11 protein-coding genes are annotated in these 18,484 nt (G+C 73.8%); 2 read left to right on the top strand and 9 right to left on the bottom strand.

Annotation, left to right across the window (positions count from 1 at the left end; translation table 11 throughout):
* Positions 1-42 precede the first annotated feature (42 nt).
* Entirely contained in the window at positions 43-1,788 is a 1,746-nt protein-coding gene (locus ACI789_RS16935; RefSeq protein WP_457010537.1) for a PHA/PHB synthase family protein, read from the top strand.
* Positions 1,789-1,810: 22 nt separating this feature from the next.
* Here ACI789_RS16935 and ACI789_RS16940 read toward each other — a convergent pair whose 3' ends face one another.
* From ACI789_RS16940 to ACI789_RS16965, 6 genes are read right to left on the bottom strand one after another with little or no spacing between them, the layout of a single operon-like run.
* Positions 1,811-2,821 carry a PDR/VanB family oxidoreductase gene (locus ACI789_RS16940; RefSeq protein WP_457010538.1) on the bottom strand — a complete coding sequence of 337 codons (1,011 nt, stop codon included), beginning with the start codon at positions 2,819-2,821 and terminating at the stop codon, positions 1,811-1,813.
* Positions 2,822-2,835: 14 nt separating this feature from the next.
* On the bottom strand, positions 2,836-4,104 hold the full coding sequence (locus ACI789_RS16945) for an aromatic ring-hydroxylating dioxygenase subunit alpha (RefSeq protein WP_457010539.1): 1,269 nt from the start codon (positions 4,102-4,104) through the stop codon (positions 2,836-2,838).
* A 24-nt stretch (positions 4,105-4,128) separates the two neighbouring features.
* A complete protein-coding gene (locus ACI789_RS16950) occupies positions 4,129-5,622 on the bottom strand; it encodes an MFS transporter (RefSeq protein ID WP_457010540.1) in 1,494 nt (497 codons plus the stop codon).
* Between the two features lie 31 nt (positions 5,623-5,653).
* Positions 5,654-7,612 carry a 3-oxoacyl-ACP synthase III family protein gene (locus ACI789_RS16955; protein ID WP_457010541.1) on the bottom strand — a complete coding sequence of 653 codons (1,959 nt, stop codon included), beginning with the start codon at positions 7,610-7,612 and terminating at the stop codon, positions 5,654-5,656.
* Between the two features lie 28 nt (positions 7,613-7,640).
* Complete coding sequence (locus ACI789_RS16960) at positions 7,641-13,142, bottom strand: ATP-binding protein (protein WP_457010542.1); 5,502 nt, start codon at positions 13,140-13,142, stop codon at positions 7,641-7,643.
* Positions 13,143-13,192: 50 nt separating this feature from the next.
* Positions 13,193-14,008, bottom strand: coding sequence for a 3-oxoacyl-ACP reductase family protein (locus ACI789_RS16965; RefSeq protein WP_457010543.1), 816 nt, complete (start codon positions 14,006-14,008; stop codon positions 13,193-13,195).
* A gap of 347 nt (positions 14,009-14,355) precedes the next feature.
* Between ACI789_RS16965 and ACI789_RS16970 the strand changes: the two genes are divergently transcribed.
* On the top strand, positions 14,356-15,975 hold the full coding sequence (locus ACI789_RS16970; protein ID WP_457010544.1) for an alpha/beta hydrolase: 1,620 nt from the start codon (positions 14,356-14,358) through the stop codon (positions 15,973-15,975).
* A gap of 7 nt (positions 15,976-15,982) precedes the next feature.
* On the opposite strand, the gene ACI789_RS16975 is transcribed toward ACI789_RS16970, so the two are convergent.
* The 3 genes from ACI789_RS16975 to ACI789_RS16985 form a co-directional block, all read right to left on the bottom strand.
* Complete coding sequence (locus ACI789_RS16975; protein WP_457010545.1) at positions 15,983-16,861, bottom strand: tryptophan 2,3-dioxygenase; 879 nt, start codon at positions 16,859-16,861, stop codon at positions 15,983-15,985.
* A gap of 40 nt (positions 16,862-16,901) precedes the next feature.
* Positions 16,902-17,078: a hypothetical protein gene (locus tag ACI789_RS16980; RefSeq protein WP_457010546.1), complete on the bottom strand. Its 177-nt coding sequence runs from the start codon at positions 17,076-17,078 to the stop codon at positions 16,902-16,904.
* 150 nt (positions 17,079-17,228) lie between these two features.
* The gene (locus tag ACI789_RS16985) at positions 17,229-18,440 is read right to left on the bottom strand and encodes a low temperature requirement protein A (protein ID WP_457010547.1); all 1,212 of its coding nucleotides are present in this window, start codon (positions 18,438-18,440) and stop codon (positions 17,229-17,231) included.
* Positions 18,441-18,484 lie beyond the last annotated feature (44 nt).

Consider the following 18,484-nt stretch of genomic DNA (forward strand, 5'->3'; position numbering starts at 1 on the left):
ACGGTCGGCGTGTGGAGTGACCCAGATCACACGGAGGTGCTCGTGGCCACGACCCACCCTGAGCGGACCGGTTCTCCCGGCGCCCGGCGGCAGGAGGCCGGGCCCCCGGTCCCGCGCACCGAGTCCGAGGCCCTCGGCTCGGTGGAGGGCGCCGAGGACGTCGGCCTCCCCTCCCCCCGCGGCATGGCCCGCAGCGTGCTGTCGGTGCTGAGCCAGCCCCGGCCGGTCGCCCGCGAGGCCGCCGCCCTGGGCCGGGACGCCATCCGCATCCTGGCGGGCACCGACACGATCACCCCGGCGCCGCGGGACAAGCGCTTCGCCGACCCGGCGTGGAGCGGCAACCCGGGCTACCGGCGGCTGGCGCAGAGCTACCTCGCCGCCACCGGGGCGCTCACCCGGCTGGTCGAGGCCTACGAGGCCGGGGGCGCCGACTGGCGCCAGGTGGAGCAGGCCCGGTTCGCCCTCACCGCGGTCACCAGCGCGATGGCGCCGACCAACACGCTGCTGGGCAACCCCGCCGCCCTCAAGCGGGCCTTCGACACCGGCGGCCGCAGCGTGGCGCGCGGCGTGCGCAACATGCTCACCGACCTGCGGCACAACGGCGGCCTGCCGCGCCAGGTGGACCGGGACGCCTACGTGGTCGGCAAGGACCTCGGCATCAGGCCGGGCGCCGTCGTCCACCGCGACGAGGTCATCGAGGTCATCCAGTACTCGCCGTCGACCGAGCGCGTGCGGACGCGCCCGCTGGTGATCGTCCCGCCGCCGATCGGCCGGTTCTACTTCCTGGACCTGCGCCCCGGGCGCAGCCTCGTGGAGTACGCGGTCAGCCGCGGCCTGCAGGTCTTCATGATCAGCTGGCGGAACCCGACGCCGGAGCAGGCCGACTGGGATCTGGACACCTACGCCGGCGCCGTCGTCCGCGCCGTCGACGTGGCGCGCGAGGTCACCGGCTCCCCCGACGTCACGACGCTGGGGCTGTGCGCCGGCGGACAGGTCATGACGACCGCGCTCAACCACCTGGCCGCCCTCGGCGACGAGCGCGTCTCCGCCGCCGGCTACGCGGTCACGCTGCTGGACTTCTCCCGGCGGGCGCCGCTGGGCGCGTTCTCCGGCCCGAAGCTGATCGACCGCGCGCGGCGCGCCTCCCGCCGCCGCGGGGTGATCAGCGCCCGTGACATGGGCACCGTGTTCAGCTGGATGCGCCCGGACGACCTGATCTTCAACTACCTGGTCTCCGAGTGGCTGATGGGCGAGGACCCGCCGGCCTTCGACATCCTGTCGTGGAACGCGGACGGCACGAACCTGCCGGCGGCGCTGCACGAGCAGTTCCTGGAGGTCTTCGGGGCGAACGCGCTGGTCCGGCCGGGCGCGCTGCGGGTGCTCGGCACCCCGGTGCACCTGAGCCGGATCACCATCCCGACGTTCGTCCAGGGCGCGCTGACCGACCACCTCACGCCGTGGGTCGGCTGCTACCGGACCACCCAGCTGCTCTCCGGGCCGAGCACGTTCGTACTCAGCTACAGCGGCCACATCCAGAGCCTGGTCAACCCGCCGGGCAACCCCAAGGCGCACTACTGGACCGGCGGCGAGCCCGGCCCGGACCCGCACGCCTGGCGCGCCGCCGCGCAGCAGCACACCGGCAGCTGGTGGGAGGCGTGGGCGCAGTGGGCGCTGGAGCGCTCCGGCGACGAGGTGCCCGCGCCGCAGGAGCTCGGCACCGCCGCGCACCCGCCGCTGGAGCCCGCGCCCGGCTCCTACGTCCGCGACCGCCGTCCCGGCCCCGGCTGAGCCGGGCCGCGGCCCGCGGGGCTCACGGCACGTCGATGGTGATGCCGGCGGGCCGGCCGTCAGCGCCGGCCTGCCCGCCGGTGCGCGCACTGACCACCCGGGAGACGCAGCACTGCAGCCGGTCGCCGGCCTGGTGCTGGGCGTCGCTGAGGAACACGTCCCGGTGGTCGATGACGCCCTCGACCTCGAGCACCTTCACCTGGCACAGGCCGCACTCGCCGCGCCGGCAGTCGAACATCATGTCCGCGCCGGAGGCCTCCAGCGCCTCCAGCATCGACACGTCGTGCGGCACGACCGTCTCCAGCCCCAGCCGCGGGATGCGCACCGTGAAGGCCTCGGGGGCGAAGCGCCCGCTGCTGCCGAAGGTCTCGAAGCGCAGGTCGGCCGGGCGCCGCCCGGCGGCGGCCCAGGCCGCCTTGATCGCGTCGAGCATCGGCGTGGGACCGCAGACGTAGAGCTCTCCCCCGGCGGGCACGCTCGCCACGAGCTCGGCGACGTCCAGGCCGGTGCCCTCGTCGTCGATGCGCAGCTCCAGCCGGTCGCCGTGCTCGGCGACCAGCTCGTCGGCGAAGGCCATGAGCCCGCGGGTGCGGGCGCCGTAGACGAAGCGGTAGTCCGCGCCGCGATCCTTGAGTGCCTTCCCCATCGCCACCAGGGCGGTGATGCCGATGCCGCCGGCGGCGAGCACGTACCCGGGCTTGCCGTAGTTGAGCGGGAAGTTCTGCAGCGGCTGGGTGATCGACACCTCCTGGCCGCGCCGGAGCGCGTGCACGTAGGCCGACCCGCCCCGGCTCTGCCGGGCCAGCTGCACCCCCAGGACGATCTCGGTGCCGTAGGCGCCCATCCCGACGACCGAGTAGGAGCGGACGTCGGCCCGCCCGTTCACGTAGACGCCGATGTCGACGTGGCTGCCCGGCGGGGCCGGCGCCTCCAGGTACTCGGGCTCGAGCACCACCTGGCGCACGTGCTGCGCGACCTCGCAGACGTCGAGCACCCGAGCCTTGCGCCACTTCTTGTGGCTGGTGGCGGCCATCGCGCGCCGCCCGGCTACAGCCCGCGGCCCATGAGGCCCACCGTCGGCTGCTGTCGGTGCCCGGCGATCCCGCCGGCCACCTCCGCCGCCATCCCGGTGCCCTCCTCCGGCCGGGGCTGCCCGGCGTTGACCGCACCGCTGACCGCACCCATCGCCACCGCGGCGTCGCCGGCCGTCTCGCTCGGCGGCTGCGCGTCCGAGCCGAGCTCCGCGTCGATCATGCGCTGCACGATCCGGCGGGTCCACATGCTGCCCGCGTCGATGTTGAGGTTGTAGAAGTCGTAGCCGGGGTTGGCCTCGATGCCCCGCTGCTGCGCCTCGAGCATCACCTCGTCCTCGAAGAACACGCCGGAGACGCCCTCGCGCAGCCGGGTGGTGATGACCTGCTTGTCCAGGCACCAGTCGCGGGCGAAGGCCCACAGGTAGAAGCAGGTGCGGTCCGTCTCCGGGGTCATCGTGTTGATGACCGTCCCGGTGACGCCCTGGCTGCGGTCGCCCTCCGGGGCGCCGGTGCCGGCCTTGGCCACCCCCACGTCGATGGCCACGGTGGACGGCGCCGTGTAGCGGATGATCTGCCAGCGGTCGACCGGACCGTCGTAGTCGGGGAAGCGGTCCTGCAGGTTGCGCTTCCAGAACGGCGGCGGGTCGATGCCGAGCATCCACTTGGTCACCGTGACCGTGCGGTCGTCGTGCGTGACCTCGAAGTCGGACTCCGAGAGCGCGTCGTGGCCGATGCTCGACCCGTGCACGAACTGCTCGTGCGTGAGGTCCATGAGGTTGTCGACGATCAGCTGGTAGCTGCAGTTGACGTGGATCGTCTTGCCGTCCCCGGCCCAGTCGGGGTGGTCGTTCATGTACAGGTCGGGGATGAGGTCGGGGTCGGCGAGCGCCGGGTCGCCCGGCCACACCCACACGTAGCGGTGCCGCTCCACGACCGGGTAGGAGTGCACCGTCGCGCTCGGGTTGATCGTCTCCTGCGCCGGCATGAAGGTGGCGCGGCCGTCGGCGTCGTAGCAGATGCCGTGGTAGCCGCACATGACCTCGTCGTCGCCGCGCAGCTTCCCCATCGACAGCGGCGCCAGCCGGTGCCAGCAGGCGTCGGCGAGGGCGACGGCGCGGCCCCCGGTGGTGCGGTAGAAGACGATCGGCCGGTTGGCGACGGTCTTGGGCAGCAGGTTGCGGCCGACCTCGTGGTCCCACGCCGCGGCGTACCAGGCGTTGGACGGGAAGTGCCGGAACTCGGCGTGGGCGGTGGCCGCTCCGGGCCGGGCAGGTTGCGACATCGCGGGTCCTCCGGGGAAGGGCGGTCAGGCCGGGATCGGGTCCTCGTGGTGCGTGGGCCGCTCCCGCACCAGCGCGTACAGGAAGAAGCTGACGATCATGATCCCGGCCGCGACGTACACCCCGGCGGCCCAGCTGCCGGTCGCATCGCGCAGGATCCCGCTCACCACCGGGCTGAGCACCGCGCCGATCTCCGAGACCAGGTTGAGCATCCCGAAGGCCGCCCCGCGCTCGCCGGCCGGCACCATGTCGCCGGTCATGCCCTGCACGATCGGCTGCAGCGCGTTGAAGAAGACGCCGGAGGAGAAGAGCAGCAGGCCCAGCAGGACCAGGGACGGCTCCCGCCCGCCGGAGATGCTCCAGCCGAAGACCAGGACGAGCACCGAGTAGACGGCGGTGCACACCAGCGCCAGCGGCTTGCGCCCGCGGCCGGCGCGGACGGCCCGGTCGGCCAGCCACCCGCCCACCGGGAAGCCCAGGATCCCCGCCCCGGCGTTGAAGGCCGCCGTCAGGGCCGCGGCGATCAGGCTGCTCTGCGCGGCCTCCCGGACGATCTGCACCGACCAGAAGCTGAAGAACCACAGGTTCCACAGGATGGCGATGTAGGCGACGTAGATCAGCCACATGTCGCGCCCGAGCAGCGCCGCCCCGCGGCCGGACCGTTGGACGCCCCGCACGATGACGGCGATGTAGAGCAGCGCGATGACCGAGGCGATGGCCGCGGTCAGCCACTCGGGCCAGTCGAAGGTCTCCGCCAGCAGGAACAGGGCCACGATGACGACGAACGTCGGCGCGGAGAACAGCACCAGCCGCACGAACGGCGCGCCGAGCCGCATCGCCCCGCCCAGCCTCGCCCGGAAGAACGCGAAGGCCGTCGTGACGACCACGAAGGTGGCGGCGGCGAAGACGAAGAACGGCATCCGCCAGGCGTCGTCGCCCATGCCCAGGGAGCCGCCCCAGTCGATGAGGACCGGGGTGAGGATGATGCCCAGGGTCAGGCCGATCGACAGGCCGGTGATCACCACGCCCAGGCCCAGGGTGCGCTGGGCGACCGGGGTGTGGTTGATGATCAGCGTGCGGTCGTTGGAGTAGAAGACCCCCTCACCGAGGCCGGTCAGCACGCGGGCGGCGACGAACGCGACCAGGCCGGTCACCAGCCCGGAGACGACCGTGAGGACGGCGGCGGTCACGAGGGAGACCACGATCATCTCCCGGTGCCCGTACCGGTCCCCCAGCCGCCCGCCGGGGTACTGGGTCAGCATGTAGCCCAGGAAGAACATCGAGCCGACCAGGCCGCCGATCGTCGCCGGGTTGCTCGCGTCGCCGATGAACCCGGACTCCGTCTGGATCATCCAGGCGATCACCGGGCCGGTGACCGTCCGGTCGGCGTAGCTGACCACCCAGCCCAGCAGCAGGACGGCCCACAGCGCCCGGTAGGGCGTGACGGGGTGCCCGTCCCGGTGGCCCTCCAGCAGCAGTTCGTTGTCGGCGGTGTCGCCCTCGGGGACCCGACCGGTCATGGCGTGCCCACCCCACCCGTGCCGCGCTGGGTCAGCCGAAGGCCTGCTGCACCTCGTCGGACCCCTGCGTCGCCCCACCCTGCGCCGGGGCCGGGGTCTCGCTGCCGGCCTCGTGCGGGACCGACGGCCCCTGGACGGCGACGACGGCGGGGTCGACCCGCATGACCGCGTAGCCGGCGACCGCGCCCGCCCCGAAGCCGGGGGCGAAGACGCGCAGCGGCTCGGTGATCACGCCGTCCCGGACCGCGTCGTGGATGGCCAGCGGGATGCTCGCCGACGACGTGTTGCCCACCTTCTCGATGTTGAAGTAGAGCTGGTCGGCGGTGAGCCCGGCCCGCTCGGCCAGCTGGATCACCATCGTCTTGTTCGCCTGGTGCGGCACGATCAGGTCGATGCTGTCGAGCAGGGTGCCCTCCCCGCCGTCCGGGTGCGGCAGCTGCCCGAGCTCCTCGATCATCTGCGACAGGTAGCGGCCGGCCAGCGCCTTCACCTGCGGCCCGAACACGGTGATGTTGTTGTCGAACTCGGGGTTGGGCCACAGGATCGAGTTGACCTCGCTGGCCGGCCCGCTGGCGTAGGTCTTCATGAAGTCGAAGTCCGGTGCCGCGCCCTCTGGCGCCGGGCCCACCACCATCGCCGCCGCGCCGTCCCCGAAGATCATCCGCGAGGTGCGGACGTTGCCGATCTTGTCGGAGAACTTCTCGACGCAGACGACCAGCACCGGCCGCTCGACCTCCTGCAGGATGCGGGCCGCCTCGGCCAGGCCGTAGGGCATCCCCGCGCAGGCCGCGATGAGGTCGTACGCGGCGTACACCTGGTGCATCCCGAGCTGGCCGCACAGGTAGGTCGCCAGCGACGGGATCAGCCGCGAGCTCGTGCAGGTGCAGACCAGCACGCCGCCGATCTCCTCGGGCTCGCGCCCGGCCTTGGCCAGCGCCGCCTCGGCCGCCTGCAGCGCGAGGTCCTCCAGCGGCAGGGAGCTGTACCGGCGCTCCTCGATCCCGGTCTTGGCGGAGATCTCCTCGGCGCTCATCGGCGACCAGTTGTAGGCGGTGTTGCGGATCAGGTCGTCGTTGCTGCAGACCTGGTCGCCGTGCACGGCCGCCATCGCCTCCAGGCGCGGCATCACCCGGAACGCGGCGCGCACGTCGATCGCCGGGTAGGGCCGCACCGGCGGCCGCGACTCCCGCGGCGGCGCCACCGACCGGGCGGGGGCGGGGGTGCGCAGCCGGCGCAGGAACGCCCGCACCTCCTTGTCCCGCGGGTGGAAGGCGACCACGTAGTCGTCGTCCTTGAGCTGACCGGCCTCGGCCAGCTCCAGCTGCGCGCGCTCCCACGGGTACTGGTTGTGCAGCACCATCGCCCACCGGTGCAGCGCCTCGAGCTCGGGCACGTCCTCGTCGACGTCGAGGATGTCGTCGTAGTCGTAGACCGGGTAGTCGGGGTCGTAGTTGGGCAGCCGGAAGGTGAGGTTGCCCGACTGCTCGAGGAACTCGCTGACGGTCGGCTTGATCGCCGGCAGCGTGGTCGCGTGGTGCTTCCGGTTGGCGAAGACGTCGAAGAGGATGCCGAAGATCCGGTCCTCGCAGGCGTCGTCCCACTTCGCCGGCAGCGACGGGTAGGCCTCCTCGACGGCGCGCACCTTCTCCTCGCCGTCCTCCCACGGCTGGAGCACCGGCAGGAACACGTCGGCGCGGGTCCGGGGGACGTCGGCCCAGCGGGTCGGCCGCTTGTCGTACATGGTGATCGAGAAGCGGTTGGCCCAGAACAGGTTGAGCGCGACGTCGCGCATGAGCTCGTACCGGTCGCCGTAGCCCCCGGTCCGGACCCGTTCCATGATCTCGGTGCCGCTCGGGGCCTTCGTCTCGAAGTCCCGCCGGATGACGCTGTCGAGCTGCTCCAGCGTGTCCACGGTCGACAGGTCCAGCTCGGGCATGACGTTCGAGGGGAAGACCATCCGGCCGTGCCGGTTCAGGACGAAGGCGTTCATGGGGGTCCTCTCTGTCGGACGGGGCCGTTCAGCTCTGGTTCGCGCGTTCCATGCCCCGCTCCACGGCGGCGATGAGGCGGGGCCGCAGCTCGGCGGCGGGGATGATCGCGTGCACCGAGCCCACGCGGCGGGCGCGCTCGATGTCGTGCACCGACTCGAACTCGGCGGCGACCTCGCCGAGCTTCTCCGAGCGCACCGCGCTGCGGACGCCGGCCAGCTCGGCGCGCAGACGGGCCTGCTCGACGGCGTCGGCCGACGTGATCGCCGCCTCGAGCTCGCGCACCCGCGGATCGGCGGCGGTCCGCTTGTCCACCTCACGCGTGAACACGACCGCGGCGGCCGGGGCGCCGCCGAGCACCGAGGCATAGGACCCCTCGACGGCGAACACCTCCATGTTCTCGTTGAGGACGCCGGAGAACACGACGTAGGCGCCGCCGTGGTAGCGGGAGACGACGCAGAAGACGATCGGGCCGTCGAAGTTGACGATCGCCCGGCCGATCTCGGCGCCGAACTCCAGCTGCCAGTTGCGCAGGGACTCCGGGGAGCCGTCGAAGCCGGAGAGGTTGGCCAGCACCACCAGGGGCCGGTTGCCGCTGGCGGCGTTGATCGCGCGGGCGGTCTTCTTCGACGAACGCGGGAACAGCGTCCCGGCGGTCCACTGGTCGGGGCCGTCGGCCGGGTAGGCCCCGCGCCGGGGGATCGGCCGGGACTCGATGCCCAGGACGGTGACCGGGTGGCCGCCGAGGTAGGCGTCGAGGACGACGGAGGTGTCGGCCTCGGCCATGCCCGCCCATCGCTCCAGGACCGGGTGGTCGGCGTCGGTGACCGCCCGCATCACCGTGCGGATGTCGAAGGCCTTCTTGCGCTCGGGGTTGGTCTCGGCCGAGAAGACGTCGCCGACGGTGGTGAACTCGCTCGACGGGTGCGAGTGCGGGAAGGCGCGCACGTCGCGGTCGCGCGGGTCGGTGGTCTCCACCGGCCGGGCCCAGCGCTCGCCCGGCGCGTGGTAGGCGTACTCGTAGTGCTGGTAGAGCACGTCGACCGCGGCGGTCAGGTTCGGCGCCCAGTACTGCGCCTGCCCGTTGGGACCCATGACGCGGTCGTAGCCGCCGATGCCGAAGTTGTCCTCGGCCGAGACGCCGCCGGAGTAGTCCAGCGAGTGCTTGCCGGTGAGCACCATCGCGCTGTCCGGGGTCATGACCAGGATGCCCTTGGTGTGCATGAGCATGGTGGCCTCGGCGTTCCAGTACGGCTGGGCGCCGACGTTGATCCCCGCGACGACGACGTTGATCTCGCCGCCGGCCTGGGTGAACTCGATGATCCGGCGCAGCGCCCGGGACACCCAGTCCATGTTCTCGGTGCCGCTGTCCATGGAGATGCGCGCACCGGAGGAGAGCGCGAACCACTCGACCGGCAGCCCGCGCTCCTCGGCCAGGTCCAGGGCGGCGACCACTCGCGCGCACTCGGGCTCGGAGACGGTGCCCAGCTGCTTGGTCGGGTCGCCCATCAGCAGCACCCGCGTCATGCCCTCCGGGTACCGGCGGGTGGGGGTGCTGATCAGGCCGACGACGAGCCCGGCCCGGTTCTGGCCGGGCGGGCGCTCCACCGGGACCAGCCGGCCGTTCTCGTCGAGGTCGTGCTCGACCCAGGAGCCGTCCCGGCCGGCGAGCAGGCCGCTGAGTTCGTAGGGGTAGACCGCGCCGCGGGCCCGGGAGCTGAGCACCTTCTCGGTGTAGGCGTCGAGTGGGCGCATGGGCTCGGTCGGGCGCTCGGTGACCTCCATGCGCACGCCGGTGCCCGGCCGGTAGGCGAACCGCAGCGCCACGTCCCGCGGCGGGCGTCCCTCCTCCTCCTGCAGGCGGGCCAGCAGCACGATCTGGTCCAGGCCGGCGCCGACGGTCACCGGCGCGGAGTTGCGGGCGAACGCGGCCACCTCGGCCAGCGGCACCTCGATCGACGGCCAGGCGTAGAGGTAGACGCGGTTGTGCTCCAGCGGCCGCCGCGAGCGCCGCCGCGACTGGGCCCGCCGCAGGCTGTCCAGGCAGGAGGTCAGCTGCCGCTCCACCGTCGGGAAGCCGACGACCTGGCCGGACTCGTCGCGCACCGGGGTCAGGTCGCGCACCTCGGCCATCGCGATGAAGCGCTCGTCGGTCGGGTTCTCCTTGCCGAAGACGTGCAGCAGGTAGGTGTCCTCGGCCGACGGGACGCGCTCGCCGTCGAACTCCTTGAGCCGCCAGATCTGGAACCGCTGCGCGGTCAGCGGGTGCAGGCCCCGGATGATCCGCTCCTCGGCCGGCGCGCCGCCGTCCGGGGACCGGCGGAAGGTCACCGTCTCGACCTCGCCGGCGGGGGTGCACACGGTCACCGTCACCCGGCGCCCGGTGTGCAGCGCCGGGACCGCGGCGACCAGCTCGTGCACCCGCTCGGCGACCGCCTCGTCGTCGTCGGGCCGGTCCGGCCAGGAGACGTAGAGGTCGACGACCAGCTGGCTGGGGTCCGGGACGTCGGCCAGCGCACCGGCCAGCGACGACAGGGCGGCCGGCAGGTCGGCCATCTCCGCCATGAGCGCGACCAGGTGCAGCCGGGAGCCCTGGAGGTCGTAGTCGGCCCACACCGAGGTGCGCCCGTCGAGCAGGGTCGAGCGCACGCCCTCGAGGTTGCGGCTGCGGTAGTAGCGCCGGGTGAGCACCTCCAGGACCGGGTCGGGCACCGCGGTCGGCCGGTCGAACCGCCGGGCGAGCAGCCGGATCAGCGGCTCGGGGCTGGCGACCAGCGCCTCCATCCGCCGCATGGTCTCGCCCGTGTCGCCCCGCGCCGCGGCCTCGTCGAGCTCGTCGAGCAGCCGGGCGGCCGAGTCCAGGACCTCCTGCCGGGCCGCCTGGACGACCGGCTCCTCGAAGTACCGGTAGCGGACGGCGCGGGCCAGGTCGCCCACCGACGGGTAGCGCAGCTGGGTGGCGACGACCAGCCGGTCGAGCACCTCCCCGACCTCGGCACGCGAGTCGCCGTCGGGGATGCGGCCGGCCCGCAGCCAGCGGTCGAGCAGGGCCTGCACGGCGGGCAGCTGCTCGGCGACGCGCTGCTGGGCCAGGAAGATGCGGTGCACCGCCTCCTGCAGGGCGGGCGTCGGCTCGAGGTCGTCCACGTCGTAGTGCAGCAGCGCCCGGCGCAGGCGGTCCTGGAAGCTGTCAGGCAGCCCCTCCCGCGCCACGTCCAGCGAGTGCAGGTAGGCGTGGAAGTACTCGCGAGGGCTGTGGACCTGGGTGTCGGCCTCCTCCTCCTCGCTGGCCGGCCGGTTGCGGGACAGCTCGGCGAGGTCGGCGAAGGTGGTGAGGAGGGCGAGCTCACCGTGCAGCAGCTCGTCGTCGTCCATCGGCAGCGCGTCGCGGGCCTCGCCGTACCCGGCCACCAGCTGCCGGGCGTGGGCGGCGCTGACGTCGTAGCCGGTGATCAGCGCCCGCAGTGCGCGCAGCAGGGCTCGCGCCCGCTCGCGCGGCTCGCCGCCGGGGGCCTCCGCCCGGGTGGGCAGCACCACGCGCTCGCCGGTGGCCTCTTCCACCTCGCCGCCGGTCCGCTCGAGGCTCAGCAGCGGGGCGCCGGCGTCCACCTGGGCGTTCACCGCGGCGCGCACCTCGCGCACCCGCCCGGCGAACGGCGCGCGCACCGCCGTCTCCATCTTCATGCTCTCCAGGACGACGATCGCCTGGCCGGCCTCGACCTCCTCCCCCACCCCCGCGCGGATGGCGACGACGACCGCCGGGGCCGGCGCGCGCACCACCCCGCCGACGTCCCGGCCGATCCGGTGGGTCTCCCCGTCGACCTCGACCAGGGCGGAGCCGGGGCCCTCCACGGCCACCACCGAGAACCGCCTGCCGGCCGCGGTGAGCCGGCTCTCCAGCGGGCCGAGCCGGTCGACCTCGACGTCGACGACCGCGCCGTCGAGGTCCACCCGGTAGCGGCCGCGGTCGACCGTGGCGACCGTGGGCCGGTAGACCTGCCCCTGGTAGCCGAGCTCGAAGGTGCGCCCGACCTCGTGCGGGGCGCGCGGGCGGCCGCCGCGGGCGGAGGCGAGGAAGGCCAGCCGCTCCCGCGCCTCCTCGGCCTCGGCCAGGTCGACGGCGACCTGGACCAGCGCCACCCACGCGTTGCCCACCGGCCGGGGCCCGCCGCCGAGGCCGGTGCGGTCCAGCCAGCCGGTGTCGGCGGTGCCGGCCACGACCTCGGGCCGGTCGAGCAGGTCGAGCAGGAAGGACTTGGTCGTCGTCCCGCCGCGCAGGACGACGGTGGTCTCCCGCAGGGCGCAGCGCAGCCGGGCCAGCGCCTCGGGCCGGTCCCGGCCCCACGCGATCACCTTGGCGATCATGGAGTCGTACTGCGGCGGGATGACGTCGCCGACGCTCATCCCGGTGTCGACGCGGACGCCGGGGCCGGCGGCCAGGCGCATCAGCTCGACCCGGCCGGGCGCGGGAGCGAACCCCTGCTCGGCGTCCTCGGCGTTCAGCCGTGCCTCGATGGCGTGCCCGAAGGCCTCGGGCGGCCGCCCGTCGAGGCGGCCGCCGGCGGCGACGTGCAGCTGCAGCTTCACCAGGTCCAGGCCGGTGGTCAGCTCGGTCACCGGGTGCTCGACCTGCAGCCGGGTGTTCACCTCGAGGAACGTGGTGAGCTGCTCCTCGGGCTGGTACAGGAACTCCACCGTGCCGGCGCCGACGTAGCCGGCCGCCTTGACCAACGCGATCGCCGCCTCGCGCAGGGCGGTGTCCTGCCCGGGGCCCAGCGCCGGGGAGCTGGACTCCTCGATGATCTTCTGGTTGCGCCGCTGCACCGAGCAGTCCCGGACGCCCGGTGCCCACACCGTGCCGTGCTTGTCGGCGATGACCTGCACCTCGACGTGCCGGCCGCCCTCGACCAGCCGCTCCATGAACACGATCGGGTCGCCGAAGGTGCGCTCCGCCTCGACCCGGGTCCGCTCGAGCGCCTCGGCGAGGTCGGCGTCGGAGCGGACGACGCGGATGCCGCGGCCCCCGCCGCCGCTGCGCGCCTTGACGATCAGCGGGTAGCCGATCGCGTCGGCGTGCCGGCGCCCGTCCTCGAGGCCCTCGACCGGGCCGCGGCTCCACGGCGCGACGGGGACGCCGGCCTTCTCGGCGAGGACCTTGGCCTCGATCTTCGCGCCGAGCAGCCGCATCGCCTCCGGCGGCGGGCCGATGAAGACGACGCCGAGGTCGGCACACAGCTCGGCGAAGGCCGGGTCCTCGGCCACGAACCCCCACCCGACCCAGGCGGCGTCGGCGCGGCTGACCCGCAGGGCCCGGGCGAGCTCGTCGTGGTCGAGGTACGGGGACCCGCTTCCCGTCTCCCGCAGCTGCACGGCCTCGTCGGCGGCGCGCACGAACGTCGCCCGCCGCTCGGCCTCGGTGTGCAGTGCGATGACGCAGGTCCGCGAACCGTGTTCGGCGTCCAGCTCCCGGACGGCGCGGATGAGCCGGACGGCCGGCTCCCCCCGGTTGACCACGGCGATGCGGTTGAACACCCGAGCCCTCTCCTGTGTCTAGGTGGTGCCCTGCGGGGTCGGCGGTCGGTCTACATGTCCAGGCCGCCGTTGACGGCCCAGACCTGCCCGGTGATGTAGCCGGACCCGTCGGCGGACAGGAAGTGGACGACGCGGGCGATCTCCTCCGGCTGCCCGAGCCGGCCGAGCGGGATCTTGGCCTTCAGGCCGTCGAGCACCTTCTCGGGGACCGTCTCGAGCATCTCGGTGGCGATGTAGCCCGGGGTGACGGCGTTGACGGTGACACCGATCCCGTCGGCGCGGCCGGAGCGCTGCAGCTGCATCGCAGCCTCCCTGGCGAGGGTCTTGGTGAGGCCGAACAGGCCGGACTTGGCCGCCGCGTAGTTGACCTGCCCGATGCCACCCGTCTCGCCGATGACCGAGGAGATCATCACGATCCGCCCGCTGCCGCGCTCGAGCATGTGCTTGAGCGCCGCCTGGGACAGGTAGAACGCCCCGGACAGGTTGACGTCGATGACCCGCCGCCAGTCGTCGTCGGTCATCTTCATGACCGTCCGGTCGGCGGTGATCCCGGCGTTGTTCACCAGGATGTCGAGCCGGCCGTGCCGCTCGATGACCTCGTCGATGGTGCGGCGGCAGTCGTCGGGGTTGCCGATGTCGCCGCGGTGGACGCTCATGTGGCTGTCCGGGAAGGCCCCGGCGAAGTCCTGGGCGAACATCTCCGCCCGCTCGGTGTTGCCGCTGTAGCCGGCCGCGACGTCGGCGCCCTGGGCGGCCAGGCTGCGGCAGATCGCCGCGCCGATGCCCCGGGTGCCGCCGGTCACGAAGGCCACGCGGCCCTGCAGCTTCTCGCCGGTCTTCGCCGTGCGTGCTTGGGTCGCCGTCACCGGAGTCCTCCTCGGAGCAGGGGGCGGGCCGCCTCGTTCCAGGGCCGGAGTCGTCAGCGCCGACGACGCCGCCTGCTCCGGCTTCGGTACGGGGGCAGCATCCTGCGGTACGGGGTCGGGCGCAATCGCAGCCGCAGCGGGTGACGAGCATCTCGGGCGCGTCGTCAACCCACCGCCACGCCGGGAGCTGGTGACCGCTCCAGGCCGGAGGGTGACGGCACGCTCGGGGCGTTTCCGGAACTCCGGCTTCCCGCAAGCGGGGGCCGGGCCGTGCGCGGTTCAATCCACGCGACCGTGCAGGCGGGTGCTCTCGCGGAGCGCCCCGTTCCCGAGGGCCGGTGTCCCGCATGACGAGTCGTCGTTCCCCCCTCGCCGTCGGCGCGCTGGCCGCGCTGGTGGTCGGCTCCGCCCCCGCGGCCGCGCAGGCCGACGACGGCACCGCCGCCCCGGCCGCGCTCGCCGCCCCTCTCACCTGGGCCGCGTGCGGCCTCACGCCGGAGGCCACCGCGTCCGGCGTCGAGTGCACCACCGTGCCCGCCCCGATGGACTACGACGAGCCCGACGGCGAGCAGGTCCAGCTCGCCGTCGCGCGGGTGCCGGCCACCGACCCGGCGCAGCGGATCGGCTCGCTGTTCTACAACTTCGGCGGCCCCGGCGGGCCGGCCGTCGACTACCTGCAGGGCGGGGGCCCGGGCATCTTCGCCGCCCTGAACCAGCGCTTCGACATCGTGGCGGTCGACCCGCGCGGCGTCGGGCAGAGCACCCCCGCCGTCGACTGCCAGGTGGCCGAGGCCGACCGCCCCTGGACGCCGCCGTACCCGACCCCGCTGGACATCGACCCCGACGCCGTCGTCGCCCGGGCCCAGGCCTACGTCGACGCCTGCCAGGCCACCAACGGCGCGATCCTCGACCACCTGTCGACGGCCAACGTCGCCCGCGACCTCGACGTCGTCCGGGAGGGCCTCGGTGAGGAGCAGCTGAACTACCTCGGCTTCTCCTACGGCACGTTCCTGGGCGCCACCTACGCCTCGCTGTTCCCCGACCGGTACCGGGCGATGGTCCTCGACAGCGCGCTCGACCCCGAGCAGTGGATCGACGACCCGGTCGCCACCACCACCGCCCAGCTGGCCAGCTTCGAGAACTCCCTCGACCGGTTCCTCGCCGCCTGCGCCGAGGACCAGGCGGCCTGCTCCGGCTTCGGCGGCGAGGACCCGTCGACCGCCTACGACGACCTCCTCGCGCAGGCCGACGAGACGCCCATCCCGGCGCCCAACTACCCCGAGAACCCCGAGGCCGTCGACGGGGACGACATCCGCGACGTCACCACGACCCTGCTGTACGCGAAGCGGCTGTGGGGCCTGCTGGCCGCGGCGCTCGCCCAGGCCGAGGCCGGGGACGGATCGGTGGTCCGGGCGCTGGTCGACCTGGTGGTCTCCCCGGAGGGGGACCCCAGCGGCGACCGCTTCTTCACCATCAGCGCCGGCGAGCAGCAGTGGCCGACGGACATCGACTCCTACCTGGAGCGGTTCGCCGACGAGTGGGTCGAGTTCCCGCACTTCTACGGCAACGGCGCGCTCGCCGAGGTCGCCTGGGGGCTGTGGCCGCGTCAGGACGAGGACGTCTTCGCCGGCCCGTTCGTGGCCTCGCCCGACGCCGCCCCGGTGCTGGTCGTCCAGGGCACCAACGACCCGGCCACGCCGTACGAGGGCGCCGTCGCGCTCACCGAGCAGCTGGGCAACGCCGTCCTGCTGACCATGGACGGCGACGGGCACGGGGTCTACGGCGGCAACTCGTCCTGCATCGACTCGGCCACCGACTCCTACTTCGTGGCCGGCACGCTGCCCGCCGAGGACACCGTCTGCGAGCAGGAGACGCCGTTCGCCGCGCCGGCCCCGGCGCCGGCTCCGGCGGCCACGGCGCGGGCGGCCCAGGCGGCCCTGACCCTGACCGGCGCCGGCGTCCGCTGACGCCGGCTCAGGTGCCGATCTCGGTCCGGACGGCGTAGAGCTCCGGGAAGAAGGTCAGCTCCAGCGCCCGGCGCAGGAAACCGACGCCGGACGAGCCGCCGGTGCCGGTCTTGGTCCCGATCGTGCGCTGGACGGTGCGCAGGTGGCGGAACCGCCACAACTGCACGTTGTCCTCGATGTCGACCAGGCTCTCGCAGGCCTCGTAGACACCCCACGGGGTGTCCTCGGACTCGTAGACCCGCCGGAACAGCGGGAGCAGCTCCGGCCGGTAGGCCCACGGCTGCCGGACGTCGCGCTCCAGCACCGCCGCCGGCACGTCGAGGCCCAGCCGGGCCAGGTGGCGGAGGAACTCGTCGTAGAGCGACGGGCTCTCCAGCAGCTCGGCGAGCTGGGACCGGGCCGCGGGGTCGCCGCCGAAGACGGCCAGCACCGCGGGGTCCTTGTTGCCGAGGACGAACTCCACGGCGCGGTACTGCGCGGACTGGAACCCCGACGCGCTGCCCAGGGCGCCGCGGAACTGGGCGTACTCGCGCGGGGTCAGCGTGGCCAGCACCGACCACTGCTCGATGAGCGTCCGCTGGACGTGCTTGACCCGCGCCAGGCACTTCAGCGCCGGGGCCAGCGCGTCCTCGGCCAGGTACCGGCAGGCCGCGCGCAGCTCGTGCAGCACCAGCTTCAGCCACAGCTCGCTGGTCTGGTGCTGGACGATGAACAGCAGCTCGTCGTGGTGCTCGGGGCGGCTGCGCGGGTGCTGCGCCGCCAGCAGGCGCTCCAGGTCCAGGTACCCGGCGTAGGTCATCGCCCCGGTCAGGTCGGTGCGGATCGAGCTCTCGAGCGGCCGCACCGACGGCGGCTGTCCGGACGGGTCCTGCTCCGAGGCGGGCACGGGAGGCAACCTATCCCCACCGGCCGCCGGCCTGAGCCGGTCAGAAGTCGTGGCTCTCGTCGTAGGCGAGGTCGGTGCCCAGCTCGGGCGCGTGGGCGGGCGGGGAGGGTTCGCGACGCCGCGGCGATGCCGGTTCCTCGGGCGGCGGACCACCGGTCGCGGCCTCGTGGGCCATGTCGTAGCCGTAGTCGCCGCCGGGGTCCTGGTCTCGGTCCATCCCTCGCCCTCCTCGCGGGAGCGTGCCCGTCCACCGGATCGTCCCGCCGCGGCGGCCGCCGCCACAAGGCCCGCTCCACGAGGCCTGCTCCACGAGGCCCGCTCCACGAGGCCTGCTCCACGAGGCCTGCCCCACGAGGCCTCCCCCGGGTCAGGCGGGCGCCACCGGGAGCCGCCCGCTGGCCCGCTCCACCGTGCCCACCACCACGACGGCGACCACGAGGGCGGCCAGCGCGCCGACGACGGCGAGGGCCGGGAGGTCCAGCGCGACGTCCAGGGCCGCGACCACCGCGGCGGCCAGCGGCCACCACCAGCCGCGCCGGGCCCGGCGGGACATCCCGGCGTCGGTGACGGTCATCGTCACCAGGTACACGGCGACCCCGCCGGCCAGCAGCAGCCGGGTCCCGACCGGGACGTCGCCCCGGCCGCCCTCCACGACGGCCAGCTCGATCCCGGCACCCACGGTGGCCAGGGCGAGGGTCAGCGGCAGCTGCCCGAAGACGTAGACGTCGTGGGCGTGGTCGCTGTGCTCGCCGCCGACCTCGTCCAGCAGCCGCTTGGCGCGCGCGCCCGCCAGGTCGAACCAGGACCACCACAGCCCGGCGGCGAGCACGAAGGACAGCAGCGCCACCGGCAGCGCCGCGCCCGACCACCCCGCGTCGTAGACCCCGTGGGCGACCCCGGCCACCGACTCGCCGAGCACGAGGATGACGAACAGCGCGAACCGCTCGGGCAGGTGCTCCACGTGCAGCGGGACGTCGGCCGACGACCGGGTGGCCAGCAGCGGCACGAGCGCCTCAGCCAGGACGGCGGCCGCCCACAGCGCGAAGCCGGCCGGCCGCGGGACCACCAGCGACAGGGCCCACAGCGCCGCGCCGGCGGCGGCGCCGGCGAGGTAGAGCCGGGCGACCGGCCGGGCGGCCTCGACGTGCCGGTACGCGCGGTGGTACTGCAGCAGGAGCAGCGCCCGCAGGACGAGCTGGCAGGCGACGAACACCGCGAACCGCTCGCCGGTGGCCTCGGTGGCCGACGCGGCCAACCCGATGACGGCGGCCATGCTGCCGAGCTTGTAGAGCCGGTACACGACGTCGTCGTGGTCGAACCGGTTGGCGTAGAGGGTCGCGCTGACCCACGACCACCACACCGTGGTGAACAACCCCGCGAACACCGCGATGCCGGACCAGGTGACGTCCTCACGCAGCGCCGTGGCCAGCTCCGCCACCACGAGGACGAAGGCCAGGTCGAAGAACAGCTCCAGCCGGGAGGCCGATCGCTCGTCCCCGGTCCGCAGCTCCGGCCGGCGGACACCGCCGGGACCGCTCAGCGCGCGCCGCACCCGCCCGAGCACTCCCTGGTCCGCCACCGCGTCCCCCGCTCCGCCGACGTCCCGACGCCGCCACTCGGCGT

It is taken from the genome of Geodermatophilus sp. SYSU D00965 (assembly GCF_054050075.1).